The following is an 18,878-nucleotide window of genomic DNA, read 5'->3' on the forward strand; positions in this document are numbered from 1 at the left end:
TCCGGGCCCGCAACGCCTTCGGGCGCTGCACTTCATTGAGGCTGGATACTCAAGGGCCGCTGGGCTACCGGCTTCTCCCGCAACGCCTTCGGGCGCTGCACTTCATTGAGGCCTGGCCGACCGGCGCGGCTGAGGTCGCGAAACCGACGCCCCCGCAGCGCCTTCGTGTGCTGCACTTCATTGAGGCGCAATGGCTTCGCCACCTTGGCCCGGTCGACACCGGCCCCCGCAGCGCCTTCGTGTGCTGCACTTCATTGAGGCAAGCACTGGCTACTGAAAGACGAGTTCCTTCGGATCGCCAGCAGCGCCTTTGGGTGCTGCACTTCATCGAGGCATGGTCGCATCGTCGGCGCCGAGGGTGACGACGAGGCCCAGCAACGCCTTCGGGTGCTGCACTTCATTGAGGCTGTTCGGACGCGACAGGGCCCTGGCGGATAGATGCCCCAGCAACGCCTTCGGGTGCTGCACTTCATTGAGGCATCGACAACGACCCGCTCGTCGCCGTCTTCGCGCGCGCCAGCAACGCCTTCGGGCGCTGCATTTCATTGAGGCTGGGGCCGGTCGACGTGGGTGAGCATCCGATGTTTCACCCAGCAGCGCCTTCGGGCGCTGCACTTGATTGAGGTTGAGGCGGCAACCCTATTTACGCGGCAGCTTGCTTTGCGCCAGCATGCGCCATCTGGCGCTGCACTTCATCGAGGCGACCCGCGCGATACCGACCTCGGGTTCCACCTCGCCCAGCAACGCTTTCGGGCGCTGCACTTCATTGAGGCGAGGCCGACAACGCGGCGGCGGTGATCCACTAGGCGGGGCGGTCCGCAGTGAAAGACCGCGCTAGAGGTAACGTCTCGTGCAGGTTGGACACAGTGGCCTTCGTTGCACACGCGGCTGTGGCTCCTGGGCGATCAGTTGAGGTAGCGAGCGCGCCGTAAGCGTCTCGGCCTTCGGGCCGTTACTGGGTCCGGGCGGGCAGTGCGCGTAGGTCTGCGATCAGCTCCCTGAGCTTCTCGCGTGTCAACGCTCGTGCCGCAACATGCTGCACCCCGCGATCACGCGCCAGAGTCCATAGCTGTAGCCGTAGATCGATATCGACATCCTCATCGCCAATGGGCAGCAGATAGGCCACGTCGGTGACCCCGCAGATGGCGCACAGCGCTGCGGCGACATCCCGATCGATCTCGGTTGTCGCTCCGCTGCGCAGGCTCTTGACGAATGAGGGTTCGACGGGGCGGCCAAGCTTGTTGGTCAGCTCGGCGGCGATCTGGTCTTCGCTCAGCGCCGGTTCGTCCCAGCGGTGCGCGAACTCGATCATGCGCTCGAGTTTGGCGGACAACAGCAACGACATCGGGTTCTTCCTCACTGGTTGATCCCGCGAGGGGCGGCGAACATCTGCTGTACGTGCGTCCACCGCTGCGCGAAGCGTTCTTCTTGATCGGCGGGTGTGGAATCGGGGAGTCGACCCAGGAGCCAGCGCAAATACAGTAGTTCCTCGTTGTCCTGGGCGGTTGGTGCGTCGGGAGTCCGGCGCATGTAGTGACCAAGCAGCATCTCGATGGTGGCTGGACTGAGAGTGCCGTCGTAGCGCTGCCGCTCGACATCAGCGATTGTCCAGGCACGCAAGATTCGATCCGCGACGGTGTCCATGCTGGCCACGACATCGGCCAACCGCTCATCTCCACCGGCCATCGAGGATACCGTCTCGGCCAGCTTGACGGTGCTCTGGATCAGATCAGGCGGGAACGGGATGTAGAGCACGCTCGGCGCGCGTTGCGCAGTGGCGGTGGCCTCCACCGGAGGCCGCCGAGCAGTAAACGCGGCCTCGGCCGATCCCTTCTGCCACTGCAACGCGGTGTCGAGCTTGTTCAGCGTGTCCTTGCGAATGCGCCCGGCCTGGCCGTCTTCGATCTTGCTGAGCGTCAACGGGTTTAGCCCAGAGATCGCATGAACCGCCGACTTGGACAGGCCCAGCTCGTTACGCCGTGCCTGTACCGCCTGGCCTAGGTACTCGGGATGTTGTGTCATCGCCTCGACTCTGTGTAGAAGTCCTTGCAGAACGGGCTGTTATACCCAGCTTTCCGTCGATACTACCTGACTTGACTACACAATTTCTACCTGGGCATCAAGTAGTTGCCGACATCATGTCGAGCCAGGTTGAAGCCTAAGTAGCTAGATGAACTACCGATATTAAGCAGCGAGACTGTTGAAATTAAGCAGTCAACTATGTACAGTATCGAGTGCATCGCAGGTAGGCGCAGGTCACGCATGTGATTCGCTGCCCGCATCGCGGAGCTGACCACGCACGAGCTGGCCCACAGAACCCATACAGCGGGCCGCTTCATCTAAGGAAAATCATGGACAACACCAACGACATCTGGCTGACGAGCAAGGAGGTTGCTCTACGCCTCAAGGTCGAGGTCTGCACTCTGGACAGTTGGGCCTACACCGGCACCGGGCCCGACTTCATCAAGCCGGGGCGCATCCGCCGCTATGCCCTCGCCGACATCGTCGCGTGGGAGGACCGGCTCCGCGCCGAGGCGAGGCTCCGGCGACAGATGGCCCAGGCCAACATTCGGCGTCACGTCGCCTAGTTCACGTCAACGCCTCAGACAGCTAACCGCTAGCGATCACGAGCTGGCTGGACTTACCGCACGACCTCGATATAGGAATCTCATGTCCGACGAAAACGATCTAACAAGGCTCGGGTTTGATTCCCAAGATTTGACATCACCGTGGCTCACGCGACGGCAGCTCGCCACACGCTTGGGATATTCAGAAAAGACCCTTGCCAACTGGGCCAGTCTCGGAGCCGGCCCAAAATACACGATGGCAATCGGAGGTCGCGCTCGCTATCACATTAGCGAGGTTGTCCGCTGGGAGATATCCGCCTTAGACGAAGCTTCCTAGCGATTCCCCAAGGAGATAATCAATGGCTCGCGGGCGTCCGCCGCTTCCCGAGGGAGTCCCCACCAAGCCGACGTACGTCGCTAGCAGCAACGGCAAAGGTTTCGTGGCGTGGGGCCGAATGCGCCTGAACAAGAAGACGTCGACCTTGAGCGGCACCGGACCTACCAAGTCCCTCGCCTACGCCGCGTACCTGGAAAACGCCGAGGAACGTAAGCGCGCTCCCGTCCGCGCCGCGACTCCCGACGAGCGTTCGCTCGATACGAAGTTCGGTGTCGTCATCGACGAATGGAAATGTCGAGAGGAGGAATTGAATCCCCGACGCCGGTCGAAGTCATCGCTCGGCATTTTCATGAGTGAGGTCTTCATACCGGACAGCAAGAAGGATGCGAACGGCAAGCCCATTGCGGGCTACAACGTCGTCAAGATCGAGGACCTTCGGGAGCGCACAGTGCGCGAACTCTCCGTACCGAAGCTGTTCATCGAACACATCAACAAGATCCTGAAAAGCGAGATGAACGCGAAGGCGCAGCGTCAACGCCAGATCCTCATCGAAATGATGGAAATCCCCATGCAGTGGGGCGTGATCACCACCAACCCCGCTGAGGTGATTCCCGACATCCTCGATCCCGTCGTCAAACCGAAGTCGCTCGCCGAAGACGGCATTGCCGTCGTACGGGAACGGATTCGAACCTGGGCTGCTGCCGACCCGAGGCGAGAGCAGAAGCTTGCTGACATGTTCGACGTCGGCTTGGCACTGACGACACGCACCGGCGAACTGCTCGCGCTCGTCTGGGAGGAGAACGACCGCGACGACGGTCTTGTCGGAGGAATCCATCTCGACGCAGTGGATGTCAACGGTAACCCCGCGCCGTACGTCTGGATCACCGGCAAGATCGTCCAACCCAAGGGCGAAGGCCCGATCCGTATTCCGCACACGAAGACCGGCGAAGACGGAATCCGGCGCGTCGGCGTTCCACTGTGGGCGCTACCCATCTTCCGGAGGCTTCGCCAGGAGTGGCTCGACTCGCCACTGGACAACCCGCTGACTCTGGTGTTCCCCTCGCGCAACGGCACTCCGCGGAGCGACAAGAACGTCAACAGGTCTTTCCGCGAGGTCCGAGGCGAAGGTCTCGAATGGGTCACAATCGGTGGCACCACCCGCAAGACCAGTGCCACGGCCATCATGCGAGAACTCGGTCCTGAAGCGACAGCCGAGCAGCTCGGCCACACGACGACCAGGAACGTCAAGTACTACGCTGTCTCGCCTGGGCGCATCGTGAAGCACTCGAACGCTGCCGCGTTGGAGTCGCTGGCACCGAAGCCTCGCGACCGGAAAGATAGCGAAGTTGCATAACCGGCCACTGTGGAGTCAGTTCGTTTCCGCCTGATTTTCCGCCTGCAAGAACGAGAGAGGCCCCTGACCTTGCACGATACGTGCTGGTCAGGGGCCTTCTTCTGTGCGCCATCAGGGACTTGAACCCCGAACCCGCTGATTAAGAGTCAGCTGCTCTGCCAATTGAGCTAATGGCGCATGTTTTGTTCTTTGCCCCGTCTCCGGTGCGGAACAAACATTAGCAGGCCTCGTGCCCGAAAGTGAAATCGGCCGCTGACCAGCAACAATGCGGCACTCCGCTGCTTGTTAACGCCGACGGCCCTCGCGCGTATCTAACGATTGTGACTTGGTCGTGTCGCGGGGGCTTCCCCGTTGGAACCGGCCGGACTAGCTGGCAGAATGGGCGAGACGTCGAGTTCGTAACGCCCCCCGCCTACACGGATGGCATTCGCGATTCGGTTGGTGGGATCTGCGGCGCACTGTAATCGCGTCGGTACGGAAACGGGGTTGACATGGGTAAGAAGCGGGGGCGACCTCGGTCGCTACGGACGATCGTTCCGGTGGTGCTGCTGGCGGTGTTCGCCATGGGGGCGTCGGCGTGCTCGGCTGCGGAAGGCGCCGGCGTGGAGGTGGCGATCGATCGCAACCCGCTCGCCGAGCTGATCAAGCCGAAGCTGGTCTCGACCGTCAAGGACGGGCAGGTCGGCGTCTCGCCCGCGATGCCGTTGGCGTTCCAGGTCGAAGACGGCAAGTTCACCGACGTCACGCTGACGAATCAGCAGGGCACCGCGGTGGCGGGGCAGCTGGCCGCGGACGGGCGTTCCTGGTCGACCGCCGAGGTGCTCGGTTACGGCAAGACCTACAAGCTCACGGCCGCGGCCATCGGGCTCGGTGGCGCGAACTCCTCGACGCTGAGCTTCACCACCAGCTCGCCGAAGAGCCAGACCAAGCCGTATCTGCTGCCCGGTGAGGGTGAAGTGGTGGGTATCGGTCAGCCGGTGGCGATCCAGTTCGACGAGAACATCCCCGATCGCAGGGCCGCGCAGGAGGCCATCAAGATCACCACCGAGCCTGCCGTCGAGGGTGCCTTCTACTGGGTGAACAATCGCGAAGTGCGGTGGCGCCCAGAGCATTACTGGACGCCGGGCACCAAGGTGACCATCGATGTGAACGTCTACGGCAAGGACCTGGGTAAGGGTCTGTACGGCCAGGACAACATCCACTCGTTCTTCACGATCGGCGACGCGGTGATCTTCACCGCCGACGACAACACCCATCAGGTGACGGTGGAGAAGAACGGTCAGGTGATCATGACGATGCCGACCTCGATGGGTAAGGACAGCACGCCCACCGACAACGGCGTCTACATCGTCAGCGACCGGCACGAGAAGATCATCATGGATTCCTCGACCTACGGTGTGGCGGTGAACTCGTCCGACGGGTACCGCACTCCGGTGGACTATGCGACGCGAATCTCCTACAGCGGCATCTTCTTCCACTCGGCGCCGTGGTCGGTGGGGCAGCAGGGTTATTCCAATGCCAGCCACGGCTGCCTGAATCTGAGTCCGGCGAACGCGCGCTGGGTGTACGAGAACGCCAAGCGCGGCGACATCACGATCATCAAGAACACGATCGGCGGCACCCTGTCCGGGGTCGACGGGCTGGGTGACTGGAACATCGCGTGGCCGGAATGGAAGGCGGGCAACGCCGACGCTCCGTAATCGCGTCACGCACGAAAAGCGAAGGGGCACCGGGTATTCCCGGTGCCCCTTCGCTGTCTGTGTGTCTTTGTCAGGCGGCCGGCAGGTTCCGGCAGTCCATCATCGCCTCGCCCGCGAGGGCCAGCGCACTGCCGAAGGCGCCGCACACGATGCTTTCGCCGAGCAGCATTCGCTCCAGGGTGGGCATGCCGAACGAGCCGTTGCCGTAGGAGCCGGTGGTCTCGCTGCCCCCGGTGGCGCCGAGCTGTGCCGAGCCGGACCCGGGCGTGGTCGGCAGATCACCGAGCGGGCCCTCCCCTGCGAACTCGGTGAGGGGCAGGCCGGGCGCGGCCGCGGCGGTGCCCGCGACGGGGCCGAGTACGAGGGTGGCCGCGAGGACCGCGACGGCGGTGGAACGCTTCATCAAGGGGTCTTTCCGGTCGAGCGCTGACGCGATGGCGAGATCTGCCCCACAACTGGGCAGCGGTCCAAAGTGTAGCGGTCAAACGTGATGTTGGTCATGGTGGTGACGAGTCAGCCGGCGGCGGCCAGACCTGGTTCGTCGCGGTGGATCTCGGACGCGCCGCTCAGGTGGTCGACGACCACTCTGCGCGCACCGCAGCGGCAGCGTTGATAGGCGACGAAGCCCTCGCTGGTCCGGTGGCGCGATTCGATCTGCCAGGTGTGTTCGGGGTGGCTGCTCATGCTTCGAGTCTGATGTAATGGCATTGTGCATTACAACCATTACGGACGAGAGCCGGTGCTGCTCGGCGTCGATCTGCTCAACAGGCCGTGTGCGAGTGCCGAGGAGTTGGCGCGACGCTGTGCGGATGCCGGCCTGGTGTTGAGCGCACCAGTGTCCGCGAGCGATCTCGCGTCGGTGACGGCCTTTCTGGGGCGCTGGCGCGGGGTGGTGGAGTGCGCGGACCGTGCCGAACGGGCGGCGCTGCTCAATGTGCTGCTGGCCGAATACGCGTCGCCGCCCCGGCTGACCGACCACGTGGGCGACGGCTGGCATCTGCACTTCCGGCCCCCTGATGTGCCCACGGACCGCCAGATCGCGGCGATGATCACGGTGGGGACGGCCTTGCACCTGACCGGCCTCGGCATGGACCGCCTCGGCGCGTGTGCGGCGGACGGGTGCGCGCAGGTGTACGCCGACATCTCCCGCAATGGCAGGCAGCGGTTCTGCAGCCCGGCTTGTGCGAACCGGTCGGCCGTCCGAAGGCACCGAGCAAGCCGGGTGGTCGATGGGCGGCGTCCTTAGCCGCCGCGCACATCGCGCGCCGGTCTCGTTGGTATCGCAGGTCGATGCCCTTCGGGTGGCTTTCGATTCCCTGTGACACAACGGTTTCCGCGTTACGATCAACGTCGGCCGCGGTAGTGAAAGTCGCGGTGTTGTCGGTCGAATTCGCTGGTACGCGGGGAGTTTCAGTTGCAGGCAGCACCAGACGCGGGACGAACTGCCGTCGGCTTGGCATACGTCTGCACGCATTGGGACGAGCTGCACAGCCTGCTCGGCGACAATCGGACCGACCCGACCACCGTGCTACAGCGCCTGGCTGGCATCGCCGAATCCGGCTCCGCGGTCGAGATCGCCGCCGCGCTCGACGCGGTGCACCACGCGCTGCGGGCTTGCGGCGACGCACGGGGCGTGTACGAGAATCAACGGGATGCCGCGGTGGCCGGGGTCCATCGCCTCGAGATCGTCTACCGCTGTCCTTTCTCGCGGTGCACCGGCCTGCCCGCTCACGAGGTCCGCGTCGACCGCCCACACTGTGCCCTGACCGGACGAGAGCTGGTACGAGAGAGACTTTCCTGAATGGGCGGGCTGTGGAGCGAACTCGCCAAGAAGCTTGCAGAGAAGTGGTTTTCGCTGCTGGTGCTGCCGGGCGCCCTCTATCTGGCGGTGACGGGGGTCGCGCTGATCCTGGGCCACACTCATGCGCTCGACGCGGGTCGGCTCACACGTGAGATCACCGCCTACGCAAAGAATCCCACCGCGACGAGCACCGGAGGGCAGGTGGTCCTCCTGGTGGCAGCCCTGGTCGGCGCGGGTGCGATAGGGCTGGTGGCGCAAGGTGTCGGCACATTCATCGAACGAGGCGTGCTTGCTTCGCAGTGGCAGCGCTGGCCGCTGCCGTTGCGGTACGTGGCGCGGCGAGCGGTCTCCCGGCGCAGACGGCAGTGGGACGCCGCGGACGCAGCCTACGTCGGGGAATTTCGGCAGGCGCTGGCACCGGATCCAGCGGACAGGCCCGATCCGGGGCGGCGGCACCGCGCGGCGGGTGCCCGTTCCCGGGTCGCGGTCGAGCGTCCGGACCGTCCCACGTGGAGCGGTGACCGAATGCACGCGGTGGCGACCCGCCTCGATCGTGATCACCATCTCGACCTGGCCACGGTATGGCCTTGCCTGTGGTTGACCATTCCGGACGCCGATCGCGCTCAGATCTCCGATGCGCGTAGTGCTTTGTCGCGGGCCACCACGCTGGCCGCCTGGTCGATCCTGTATCTGGCCCTGACGCCGTGGTGGTGGCCCGCCGCTGCGATGGCGGTCGTCCTCGCGGTGTCCGCACGCCACCGAATGCGCTCCGCCACAGACACTTACGCGACTCTGATCGAAGCGACTACTCGCCTGTTCGCGGTGGCACTCGCCGAGCGCCTCGGCCTCGACCACACCGGACCGCTGACCACCCGACTCGGTCGCACTCTCACCGACCACCTCGACTCGCGTTCCCGGCCGGGCAGCTCGTCACCGTGACATCGGGTGACCTGGGTGGACGGTCCCAGGACGAGGAGTACCGGGCCGCTCTGCGCGCCGCGGTGCTCCGCAGACTGGAGTGCGCCGACGATGCCGAGGCGCCGGACCCGGCAGTGCTCGAACTCGAGGCCGATGCGGAGGCCGACCGGCTGTCCGCAGTCCTTCGCGACGGGGACGGTGATCTCGATTCGCGGGTGGCACTGAGTCGGTTGCACGCCTTCCGCTTCCTGATCGGACCCGCCGACCGGAGGGAACAGGAGGCGCTGACCGCCGTCGAAACGCTCATGTCCGGGTTCGTTCCCGCGGCGGACTACGTCCGGCTCTCCGACGGATCGCGCACCTTTCTCATCGAGAGCGCGTTCACAGTCGCGGGCATCTTCCTTCCCGCCCTGCCGACTTTCACCGCCGAGACACTCACTCGCACCGCGGAACTGTGGCACAACGTCCTGACGGCCACACCAATGGAACATCCCAACCGAAGCACGACGCTGTACGCCTGTGGCTGTGTCTTCGCGGCACGGTTCGAGCGAACGGGGGCCACGCTAGACCTTCACCTAGCTGTGGAGTCGGGCCGGGCGATGGTCGCCGCGACCGCCCGGAACGACCCCGACCGAGCGACATTTCTGTACGTCCTGGCGAACTATCTTCGAATCAGGTTCGAGCATGCCGGTGCTGTGGTGGATCTCGACGAGGCGGTGGAGCTCGGTAGGCAAGCCAGCCGAGTCGGCGCACCCGACGCTCCAGCACGCGGCGGCGCTCTGTTCACTCTCGCGGCCGCGCTGATGCTCCGGTTCGGGCGCGCTGGTGCGATATCGGACCTGGACGAGGCGGTGCGGATGAGCCGAGCAGCGCTGCGGGTCACTCCGTCCGGCCACCCCGATCGGGCGACGTTTCTCTCGTTGCTGGGCGAGCTACTACGGACGCGCTTCGGTTGTCTCGGCGAACTCGACGATCTTCACGAGGCAGTCGAACTCGGCAGACAAGCTGTGCACATCGTCGGACCCGACCATCCCAGTTCGGCGATGTGCCTGAACAACCTCGGCATCGCGTTGTCCTTGCGGTTCGACCAGACGGGGACGGACTCGGACCTGGACGAGGCAGTTCAGGTGACTCGTCGAGCGGTGCAAGCCATCCCGGCCGGGCATCGTGACCGCGGGATGTACTTGAACAACTTCGCGAACATTCTCGGATCATGGTCGGTCAGAACGGGCTCGATGACGGAGTTGGACCGCGCGGTGGAGATCGGTCGCCGGGCGGTACAAGCAACGCCACCCGGCGATCGTTATCGCGCGAAAAGCCTGACCAGCCTCGGGGGCAACCTCCGAGCACGCTTCGAGCGAACCGGTGCGCCGTCGGACCTGGCGGAGGCGATCGAGAACTTCCGGGCCGCGTCGCAAGCCACCCCGATCGACCACCCTGACCTGGCTGATCGGTTGAACTCTCTCGGGAGGACGGTGTTCGACCGGTTCGAGAGCACGGGGGACGTCGCGGACCTGGACGAGGCAATTCAGGCGACCCGCCGGGCGGTACAAGCGACTCCTGCCGACAACGCCGTCGTGGCGGCACGGCTCGACCGGCTCGGGCGGGCGCTCTGTCGCCGATTCGAGCTGGCGGGCGCTGTGGTGGACATCGACGAGGCCGTGGATGTCAGCCGTCGAACGGTGGCGGCCACTCCGGTCGACGACCCCGACCGGCGAACGGGTCTCATCAATCTCGCAATCTGTCTCGATCGGCGATTTCAGCGGACCGGCGCCCGCTCGGACCTGGACGAGGGGATCGAGGTGAGTCTGGCCGCACTACGGCTGAACCCCATCGATACCGGCCAGGGCCCGCTGTTGAACGACCTCGGGCTGCTGTTCCGGCGCCGGGCCGAGCTGACCGACTCACCGAGCGACTTGAATGAGGCGGTGGAGCTGGGTCGTCGAGCAGTGGACGTCGCCGTCGATGACCTCGCCCGAGCCACGTCCCTCAACAATCTCGGGATCGCGTTGCTCACCCGGTTCGAACGCACAGGCAAGCTGGCGGACTCGGAGGAATCCGTCGAGGTAGGCAGGGCGGCGGTGCGGTGCACGCCCCCGAGTGACCCGGGCATGGCGGTGCGCCAAGGCAATCTGAGCAATGCGCTCATGCTCAGGTTCGTCCGAACCGCCGCGCTGCCGGATCTGGAGGAAGCGGTCGAGATGGGCAGGGCTGGGGTCGACGCGAAATCCCCCGACGACCCCGATCACGCGCGCCAGCAGACCGCCCTCGTGAACGCTCTGCGGGTTCGGTACGAGCGAACCGGCGCGCCCGCGGACCTGGACGAAGCCATCGGGGCAGGTAGGGCGGCCGTGCGGACAACGCCGCCCGGCAGCCTGGAGCGGTACACCCGCCTCCACAATCTCGCGACCACTCTCCGAATGCGGTTCGATCGGACCGGCGCGCTGACGGACCTGGACGAAGCGATCGCCTCGCTCCGCCTCGCGCTCGACGGACTTCCTTCGGCCCACCCCTACCGGGCGATGATCTCGAGCGGCCTAGGGGTCGCGCTCCTGTCCAGGTTCGACAGAACCGGTGATACCGCGGACCTGAACGAGGCAATCGAGCGGGGTGGGGCGGCGGTAGCGGGCACCCCCGCTGACCATCCGGCCCTGCTCATCCGCCTGAACAATCTCGGAAACTCCAGGCTCGAGCGATTCCGGCGAATGGACTCGGTCGCGGATCTGGACGAGGCGGTGCGAGCGGGACGCCGTGCACTGCTGGAGGTCCCCCGTGACCACCCCGACCGAGTGCTACATCTGGCCAATCTCGGCACCCTCCTCTACCACCGATTCGAACGACATGGCGCGACAGCGGACCTGGACGAATCCGTGGCGCTGATCCGGGAAGCGGTGCGAGCCACGCCGAACGATCACCCTCACCGCGCCCAGCGGCTGTCCAATCTCGGGATCATCCTTTTCGTGCTGGCGAATCGAACAAGGCGCTCGCGCGACCTGAACGCGGCCTTCTCCGCGTTCGAGGAAGCGACTCGCAACCCCCTGGCAGCCCCCTCGACCCGCATCATGGCGGCTCGTGCCGCCGCCACGGTGTCGTCGTCGCGGCCGGACTGGATGCTCTGGTTGGAGCAGCGTGCCCGGCGATGGCGCCGGGGGCGCGACAAGTTCGAGAACCGAGCCGGGTACGCGGTTCGGCTGCTACAGGATGCCGTTCGGCTCCTGCCGGAAGTCGCACCCCGGGAATTGCGGAGAACCGACCAGCAGCACGCGCTGGGCAGCTACGCGGACTTGGCCGCCGACGCGGCAGCACTGACTCTGCGCGACCCCGAAACCCCCGATGCCGACGAACGGGCGCGGGTGGCGTTGCAGATGCTAGAGGCGGGGCGCGCGGTACTGCTCGGGCAAGCTCTACAGGTCCGCGGCTACACGGCTGACCTGGACGAACAATATCCCGACCTGGCACGCGAGTTCGTTCGGCTGCGCGATCTTCTCGACGACACCGCCGACCCCGATCCGGACAGCGGTGCGAAACAGGCCACGGCAGACGATCGACGACGCCTGGCACGAGAGTTCGATGACGTGCTTGCCCGAATCCGAGGCCGACCGGGCTTCGCATCGTTCGCTCTCGCGCCGGCGATCGACCAGTTGGTCGAACAAGCCGCTCGCGGACCGATCGTGGTGTTCAACGTCAGCGACTACGGCAGTGATGCGTTGCTGGTCACACCCGCCGGGGTTACGGCATTGCCGCTGCCGGGATTGGCGCGCGCGGTCGTGGTCGAACGGATCACCGACTTCCACCAGGCATTGACCACGGCAGTGCACGGAGCCACCGCTGCCGACCGGCAAGCCGCGCAAAAGCGCCTGACGGCGACCCTGGAATGGTTGTGGGACAACGCCACCGGGCCGGTACTGGACGTTCTCGGTTTCCGGCAACCCTTGGCGGTGGAGCAGCAGGAGCCACGGGTGTGGTGGGTCCCCGGCGGCCTGCTCGGCCAGCTACCCCTGCACGCGGCCGGATACCACACCGCACCATTCGACGGATCCTGTCCCCGGACCGTGCTGGACCGAGTCGTGTCCGCTTACACCCCCACGATCACCGCTCTACGCCACGCCCGTCGGCGCCGAACCGGCATCGACACCGACCGGGCGCTGCCCGCCCTGGTCGTGGCGATGTCCACGACCCCCGGCCTGCCGGGACAACTGCGCTCTGTCGCCGCCGAGACCACCATGATCGCCGCCCACCTGGCCGAGACGATCATCCTCAGCGAGCCCGATTCACCCGATGAGCAGGCCGACGCGACCGACCTACCCACCAGAGACCGCGTCCTGGATCTCCTGGAAGAGTGCGCCATCGCGCATTTCGCCTGTCACGGGGTCAGCGATGCCGACGATCCCTCCCGAAGCCGGTTGCTGTTGCACGACCACGCCACCGCACCGCTCACGGTCGCCGCCCTCGCCCCACTCCATCTCGACCACGCACGTCTGGCCTACCTGTCCGCCTGCCGGACCGCGGCCACCACCGACTCCCGGCTGATGGACGAGGCGATCCACCTGACCTCGGCCTTCCAGCTCGTCGGATATCCGCATGTGATCGGCACGCTGTGGACCGTCGATGACGAAATCGCGACCACCATCGCCGAGACCTTCTACGCCACCCTCACCCTCGGCGGCACCACAGCTCCTGACACCGCACGAGCGGCGTACGCCCTGCACCACGCGATCCGCGGTACGCGCGACGCATTCCCGGCCACGCCGTCCCTCTGGGCCGCGCATCTGCACGCCGGAGCGTAGTCAGCGAGCGATCATGACCAGGTCGGAGGGGCGATGCGCGACCCGGAAAGCAAGAAGGTCGCTTGCCGTCGGATCAGCTGATCGCTGAGATGGCTCCGGCGAGCTCGACTCGGCTGGTGATGCCGAGTCGGGGGTAGATGCGGTAGAGGTGGGAGCCGACAGTGCGGTGCGAGAGGTAGAGCTTTTCCGCGATCTGACGGTTGGTGAGGCCGTCGGCGGCGAGGGTGGCGATCTGGAGTTCCTGGGAGGTGAGTTGGTCGCGGGCGGTGGGGGAGCGGCGGGTGCTGGTTTCACCCGCGGCGCGCAGTTCGTTGCGGGCGGCCTGCGCCCAGGGATCGGCTCCGAGGGCGTCGAAGGTGTCGCGGGCCGCGCGCAGCGGTTCGCGGGCTTCCGAGGTGCGGCGTAGGCGGCGTAGGCGTCGTCCGTGATGGAGTTGCAGGCGTGCGCGGTAGAGCGGCCACGCGCCGACATGGCCGTCGAGCGCGGCGGTGTAGGCGGGGTCGGCGTCGGCGTCGTCGGCGAGTACCGCGCGGCTGTATTGGTCGACGACGAGCAGCATCGGGGCGGGTAGCCGCTGCGCCAGGTCCGGCAGGTCGGCGAGCAATTCCCTTGCGGCATAGATGTTTTCGGAGGCGACGGCGGCGTCAGCGAGTTCGGGGGCGATCCACCAGCGTCGCATGGGGTGGCTTACCGGGTCGGTCGGATCGTAGACACGGGTCAGGGCCGCGAACGCGTCCTCGGCTCGTCCGTCCAGGAGCAGGAGCATGCCGCGGGTCTGCTGGGCGGCGACTTGGATGCATCGCATCCCGGTGGCCAGCGGGCTGGCGCCGATCGCGCGTAGATGATCGGCCGCCAGTTCGGATTCGCCACGTAACGCGGCGATCATGGCCAGATTCGTACGCCCGGCAACGAGATAGAACTCCTCGCCGGTCTCCTCGGCGAACGCGCGGGACTCCTCGGTCTCGGCGCGGACCTTGTCCCATTCGCCGAGCCAGATGCGGCTCCAGTTCCCGGCGCCGAGAATGCCCGAGAGCAGTCCGAGCCTTCCCTGGCTGCGGCCGATTCCGGCGGCGTTGTCGATGTAGGCCGAGCCGCGGCGGAAGTCACCGAGGAAGAGCGCGGCGTAGCCGAGGAAACGCATGGCGTCCGCGTCGGTGCGATCGGGGTCGAGTCGCGCGATCTGCTCGAGAACATCACTGCCGCGTTCCCACGGCATGCTGTAGGCGCCGATGGCAAGTACTCGGGGGTCGTCTGCGGGCAGGCCGAGGGTATCCAGTTGGGCGGCAATGGCTTTGCGTGACTCATCGCAGGCGTCCTGGAAGAAGCAGCGTGACGCGGCGCGCCACAGCATGTCCGCCGCCAGGTCGGTATTGCCCGCCGCGTGTACGTCGGCCGCGATGTCGACGAGCTCTCTGATGCGACGCTCGTGGTCGTCGTAGCGCTGGAACGCGACAACTTCCTCGACGCCTGCCAGGCGGGCCCGCTCGGTCGGTCCCAACGTGCTGAGGTCTGCTCGATCGAGCAAGTCCTGGGCCTCGCGGCGCGCGCCGGTCTCGCTGGCCAGTTCCGCGGCGTGCAGGAGCAGGGCGGTGGTGCGGTCGGGTCGCTCGGACAGTTCCGCCGCGCGGTGCAGAGCGGCGACGGCGGCCATGATCGCGCCGCAGGCACGCGATCGCTGGGCATAGTGTTCGAGTTGCGCGGCGATGGTGTCGTCGGCGCCGAGCGTGGCCGCGGCGCGATGCCAGAGTTGTTTGTCGGGGAAGTCGGCGAGTACCTCGGCCAGGATCGTGTGCGCGCCGAGCCGTTGCGCCAGCGGTGCCCGGACGTAGGTCGCCGAACGCATCAGCGGGTGCCGGAAACGCAGGACCGAACCCGCCATCTCGACCAGGCCGACGTCGATGGCTTCTTGCAGGTGCGCGGTGCCGACCGGTGTGCCTGCGAGTTCGGTGGCCGCCCGCAGGAGCCTGCCCGCGTCGCAGGTGACATCGGCGGCGAGGACGACGAGCAAGGTTCGGGTCGGCTCGCTGAGCTCGGCCGATCGCGCGGCGAAGGCGGCTTCGAGACGTGCGGTCAACGGGAAATCCTCGACCACCCGATCCGTCGACTGTCGCATCGCGCGCGGTAACTCGGTGAGCGCCAAGGGATTTCCTGCGGCCTGGCTGAGCAGCCGCTGTCGCATGTTGCCGGACAGCGTGGGCGCCTGCGCTTTCAGCAGCACGGCGGCGGCTTGTTCGTCGAGCGGTTCGACCATGATGTCGGGCAGCCCGGCTCGTCGCGCGGAATCCTCGGATCCGGTTCGGGTGGCGCCCAACACGAGGACCGCGTCACTGCCGATCCGGCGCGCGACGAAACTGAGCACGTCGGCGCTGCAGCTGTCGAGCCACTGCAGGTCGTCGAGGATCAGCACCGTCGGACGTACCGCGGCGGCCTCGCCGACCAGTTGCAGCGCAGCCAAGGCCACCGCGTACAGGTCAGGGGACCCGTCCTCCTGCCCGAACGCCGCACGCAGGGTGCGTTGCTGCGAGACCGGAAGCTTGGCCACGTCGGACTGCAGCGGTCGCAGAAGTTGGTGCAGGGCGGCGAAGGGCAAGCCGGCCTCGTTCTCGACACCGACCGCGGACACCACGGTCAGGTCTTGTGCGGTCGCCATCTCCCGAATCGTGCTCAACAGAGCCGACTTTCCGATACCGGCCTGCCCGCGCAGGACCATCGCCGATCCGTTTCCGGCGACCGCGCGATCCAGCAGGTCTCGCAGCATGTCCACATACCGTTCCCGACCGATCAAAGCTGACTGCGAAATCTCACCGCTCACTGCCCGATCCTGACAGAGAACCGATGGTTCCACAACGCGACGACGCAGGTCGGTGCGGTAATCGGGCCGATGACTGAGTCATCGGCGGCCACCATGACTCAGTCACTGATGCAGTCATTCGACTGATTCGCAGGGGGTGGGTCCGCTCGTAATTTTATCGGCATGACAAACACCTTCACCACCACCGACGGCGCCGAGATCTTCTTCAAGGACTGGGGCACCGGGCAGCCGGTGGTCTTCAGCCACGGTTGGCCGCTCAGCGCCGATGCCTGGGACGAGCAAGCCCGCCTGGTCGCCGAGCACGGCTACCGCGCCATCGCCCATGACCGCCGCGGTCACGGTCGATCGAGCCAGACCTGGGACGGCAACACCATGGACCGGTACGCCGACGATCTGGGCGAGCTGATCGAGCACCTGGACCTGCACGACGCGGTCCTGGTCGGCCACTCCACCGGCGGCGGCGAAGTCGCCCGCTACCTGGGTCGACACGGCAGCGCCCGGGTCGCCAAGGCGGTGCTGCTCGGTGCGGTGCCTCCGGTGATGGTCAAGTCCGACACCAATCCCGACGGTACTGCGATGGAGGTCTTCGACGGGATCCGTGCCGGTGTCGCTGCCGACCGCTCGCAGTTCTACTGGGATCTGAGCGAGGCGTTCTACGGTTTCAACCGGCCCGACGCGACCGTCTCCGAAGGTGCGCGCCGTGCGTTCTGGCGACTCGGCATGCAGGTCGGGGTGCGCGCCGCCTACGAATGCATCGCCCAGTTCTCCGAGACCGATTTCACCGCGGACCTGCTCGGGATCGACGTGCCGGTGCTGGTCGCCCACGGTGACGACGACCAGATCGTCCCCCTGCACGACTCGGCGATGAAGTCGGCCGAGCTGATCAAGAACGCGACGCTGCGGGTGTATCCCGGCGCACCGCACGGCCTCTACGGCGAATTCCGTACCGCGTTCGAAGCCGACCTGCTCGCCTTCCTCGCGCACTGACCACCTTCAGCACACCTTTCAGGAGCCCATCATGAGCACACCCACCGTCATCCTCGTCCACGGCGCCTTCGCCGAGTCGGCCAGTTGGAGCGGCGTCATCAGTCGCCTGCGCACCGTCGACGCCACCGTCATCGCCGCCGCCAACCCGCTGCGTGATGTCGATACCGACGCCGATATCGTCCGCGGCATCGTCGATTCCGTGGACGGTCCGGTCGTCCTCGTCGGACATTCCTACGGCGGCCAGGTCATCTCCCAGGTCCACGACCCCAAGATCGCCGCCCTCGTCTACGTCGCCGCCTTCGCCCCCGAGGAAGGCGAGACCATCGGCGAACTGTCCGGGAAGTTCCCCGGCAGCACCCTCGGCGAAACGCTGAACCAGGTGGTGCTGCCCGACGGCAGTACCGATCTCTACATCCAGCCCGCCAAGTTCCACCAGCAGTTCGCCGCCGACATCTCCGCCGCCCAGGCCGCGATCGACGCCGCCGCCCAGCGTCCGCTCAACGACCGCGCCCTCAACGGCAAGTCCGGCGCACCGAGCTGGAAGACCGTGCCGTCGTGGTTCGTCTTCCCTGACGCCGATTACAACATCCCGGTCGCCGCGCACCGGTTCATGGCCGAACGCGCGGGTGCCCGCGCCACGATCGAGATCGGCGGTGCCTCGCACGCGCTGCCCGTATCTCAGCCCGCCGCGGTCGCCGAGGTCATCCTCACCGCGATCGAAGCCGTCGTCGGCTGACACAGCCGAACATCTTCTCCCACAACACCACTGTCTCGAGGAACTGCCATGCGTATCAACTCCGCCGTCAAGCTCGCCGCCGTCGCTCTCGGCCTCACCGCGACCATCGCCAGCGCGGGCTGCGCCACCGCCCAGCCCGCGCCCTCCGCCACCGAGCCGACCATCGTCCTCGTCCACGGCGCCTTCGCCGAATCCAGCAGCTGGAACGGGGTGATCGACAAGCTCACCGAGCAGGGCCTGCCCACCATCGCCGCGGGTAACCCCCTGCGCAGCGTCGCCGGCGACGCCGACTCCGTCCGCAGCGTGGTGGCCTCGATCGACGGGCCGGTCGTCCTGGTCGGGCACTCCTACGGCGGGCAGGTCATCTCCCAGATCCAGGATCCGAAGATCAAGGGGCTGGTCTACGTTGCCGCTTTCGCTCCCGAAGAGGGTGAGACCATCGGGGAGCTTTCGGGCAAATTCCCCGGCAGCACGCTCGGAGACACCCTCGACAAGGTGGCGCTGTCCGACGGCAGTACCGATCTCTACATCCAGCCCGCCAAGTTCCACCAGCAGTTCGCCGCCGACGTCCCCAGCACCAAGGCCGCCGTCGACGCCGCCACCCAGCGCCCGCTCAACGACCGTGCCCTCAACGGCAAGTCCGGCGCACCGAGTTGGAAGACGGTGTCGTCGTGGTTCGTCTTCCCTGACGCCGATTACAACATCCCGGTCGCCGCGCACCGGTTCATGGCCGAACGCGCCGGTGCCCGCGCCACGGTGGAGATCAAGGGCGCCTCGCACGCTCTCACCGTCTCCCAGCCCGGCCCCGTGGCGAAGATCATCGTCGAGGCCGCGACCGCGGTCGGCTGACATCCGCCGAACCACCTGTGCCGCGTGGAT

At 66.4% G+C, this 18,878-nt stretch carries 15 protein-coding genes, 1 tRNA gene and 1 CRISPR repeat array (1 of these 17 only partly in view); of the genes, 10 read left to right on the top strand and 6 right to left on the bottom strand.

Annotation, left to right across the window (positions count from 1 at the left end):
* Nucleotides 1-773: a CRISPR direct-repeat array (repeat unit 36 nt; unit sequence CCCGCAACGCCTTCGGGCGCTGCACTTCATTGAGGC); it begins 792 nt to the left of the window's first position.
* Nucleotides 774-952: 179 nt separating this feature from the next.
* Complete coding sequence (locus tag ACFW6D_RS27970; RefSeq protein WP_379332956.1) at nt 953-1,312, bottom strand: hypothetical protein; 360 nt, start codon at nt 1,310-1,312, stop codon at nt 953-955.
* 44 nt (nt 1,313-1,356) lie between these two features.
* Nucleotides 1,357-2,022: a helix-turn-helix domain-containing protein gene (locus tag ACFW6D_RS27975; protein ID WP_379332958.1), complete on the bottom strand. Its 666-nt coding sequence runs from the start codon at nt 2,020-2,022 to the stop codon at nt 1,357-1,359.
* A 329-nt stretch (nt 2,023-2,351) separates the two neighbouring features.
* On the opposite strand from ACFW6D_RS27975, the gene ACFW6D_RS27980 reads away from it, so the two are divergent.
* Together ACFW6D_RS27980 and ACFW6D_RS27985 are read left to right on the top strand one after the other, a co-directional pair.
* Nucleotides 2,352-2,588 (top strand): helix-turn-helix transcriptional regulator, encoded by a 237-nt coding sequence (locus tag ACFW6D_RS27980; protein ID WP_379332960.1) that lies wholly within the window; start codon nt 2,352-2,354, stop codon nt 2,586-2,588.
* Nucleotides 2,589-2,926: 338 nt separating this feature from the next.
* Nucleotides 2,927-4,258 (top strand): hypothetical protein, encoded by a 1,332-nt coding sequence (locus ACFW6D_RS27985; protein ID WP_379332962.1) that lies wholly within the window; start codon nt 2,927-2,929, stop codon nt 4,256-4,258.
* 104 nt (nt 4,259-4,362) lie between these two features.
* On the opposite strand, the gene ACFW6D_RS27990 is transcribed toward ACFW6D_RS27985, so the two are convergent.
* Nucleotides 4,363-4,435, bottom strand: a tRNA-Lys gene (locus tag ACFW6D_RS27990).
* Between the two features lie 314 nt (nt 4,436-4,749).
* On the opposite strand from ACFW6D_RS27990, the gene ACFW6D_RS27995 reads away from it, so the two are divergent.
* The gene (locus ACFW6D_RS27995) at nt 4,750-5,958 is read left to right on the top strand and encodes an Ig-like domain-containing protein (protein WP_379332964.1); all 1,209 of its coding nucleotides are present in this window, start codon (nt 4,750-4,752) and stop codon (nt 5,956-5,958) included.
* A 70-nt stretch (nt 5,959-6,028) separates the two neighbouring features.
* Here ACFW6D_RS27995 and ACFW6D_RS28000 read toward each other — a convergent pair whose 3' ends face one another.
* Both ACFW6D_RS28000 and ACFW6D_RS28005 read right to left on the bottom strand, forming a co-directional pair.
* Nucleotides 6,029-6,361, bottom strand: a complete 333-nt coding sequence (locus ACFW6D_RS28000) for a hypothetical protein (protein WP_379332966.1) — start codon at nt 6,359-6,361, stop codon at nt 6,029-6,031.
* A 110-nt stretch (nt 6,362-6,471) separates the two neighbouring features.
* On the bottom strand, nt 6,472-6,642 hold the full coding sequence (locus tag ACFW6D_RS28005; protein WP_379332968.1) for a hypothetical protein: 171 nt from the start codon (nt 6,640-6,642) through the stop codon (nt 6,472-6,474).
* A gap of 25 nt (nt 6,643-6,667) precedes the next feature.
* Between ACFW6D_RS28005 and ACFW6D_RS28010 the strand changes: the two genes are divergently transcribed.
* The 4 genes from ACFW6D_RS28010 (at nt 6,668) to ACFW6D_RS28025 (ending at nt 13,464) form a co-directional block, all read left to right on the top strand.
* Nucleotides 6,668-7,204, top strand: a complete 537-nt coding sequence (locus ACFW6D_RS28010) for a CGNR zinc finger domain-containing protein (RefSeq protein WP_379332969.1) — start codon at nt 6,668-6,670, stop codon at nt 7,202-7,204.
* Nucleotides 7,205-7,372: 168 nt separating this feature from the next.
* Complete coding sequence (locus ACFW6D_RS28015) at nt 7,373-7,759, top strand: hypothetical protein (protein WP_379332970.1); 387 nt, start codon at nt 7,373-7,375, stop codon at nt 7,757-7,759.
* Nucleotides 7,760-8,698, top strand: a complete 939-nt coding sequence (locus ACFW6D_RS28020; RefSeq protein WP_379332972.1) for a hypothetical protein — start codon at nt 7,760-7,762, stop codon at nt 8,696-8,698. It begins immediately after the preceding gene.
* Nucleotides 8,695-13,464: a tetratricopeptide repeat protein gene (locus ACFW6D_RS28025; protein WP_379332974.1), complete on the top strand. Its 4,770-nt coding sequence runs from the start codon at nt 8,695-8,697 to the stop codon at nt 13,462-13,464. Before ACFW6D_RS28020 ends, ACFW6D_RS28025 begins: the two co-directional genes overlap by 4 nt.
* A 73-nt stretch (nt 13,465-13,537) precedes the next feature.
* Here ACFW6D_RS28025 and ACFW6D_RS28030 read toward each other — a convergent pair whose 3' ends face one another.
* The gene (locus tag ACFW6D_RS28030) at nt 13,538-16,276 is read right to left on the bottom strand and encodes an AAA family ATPase (protein WP_379332976.1); all 2,739 of its coding nucleotides are present in this window, start codon (nt 16,274-16,276) and stop codon (nt 13,538-13,540) included.
* Between the two features lie 162 nt (nt 16,277-16,438).
* Between ACFW6D_RS28030 and ACFW6D_RS28035 the strand changes: the two genes are divergently transcribed.
* The 3 genes from ACFW6D_RS28035 to ACFW6D_RS28045 are packed head-to-tail and all read left to right on the top strand — an operon-like array spanning nt 16,439 to nt 18,848.
* Nucleotides 16,439-17,263: an alpha/beta fold hydrolase gene (locus ACFW6D_RS28035; protein WP_379332978.1), complete on the top strand. Its 825-nt coding sequence runs from the start codon at nt 16,439-16,441 to the stop codon at nt 17,261-17,263.
* Between the two features lie 31 nt (nt 17,264-17,294).
* Nucleotides 17,295-17,999 (top strand): alpha/beta fold hydrolase, encoded by a 705-nt coding sequence (locus tag ACFW6D_RS28040; protein WP_379332980.1) that lies wholly within the window; start codon nt 17,295-17,297, stop codon nt 17,997-17,999.
* Between the two features lie 48 nt (nt 18,000-18,047).
* Nucleotides 18,048-18,848, top strand: a complete 801-nt coding sequence (locus tag ACFW6D_RS28045; protein WP_379332982.1) for an alpha/beta fold hydrolase — start codon at nt 18,048-18,050, stop codon at nt 18,846-18,848.
* Nucleotides 18,849-18,878: the final 30 nt, after the last annotated feature.

It is taken from the genome of Nocardia sp. NPDC058705, from assembly GCF_042749305.1.
Classification (GTDB): domain Bacteria; phylum Actinomycetota; class Actinomycetes; order Mycobacteriales; family Mycobacteriaceae; genus Nocardia.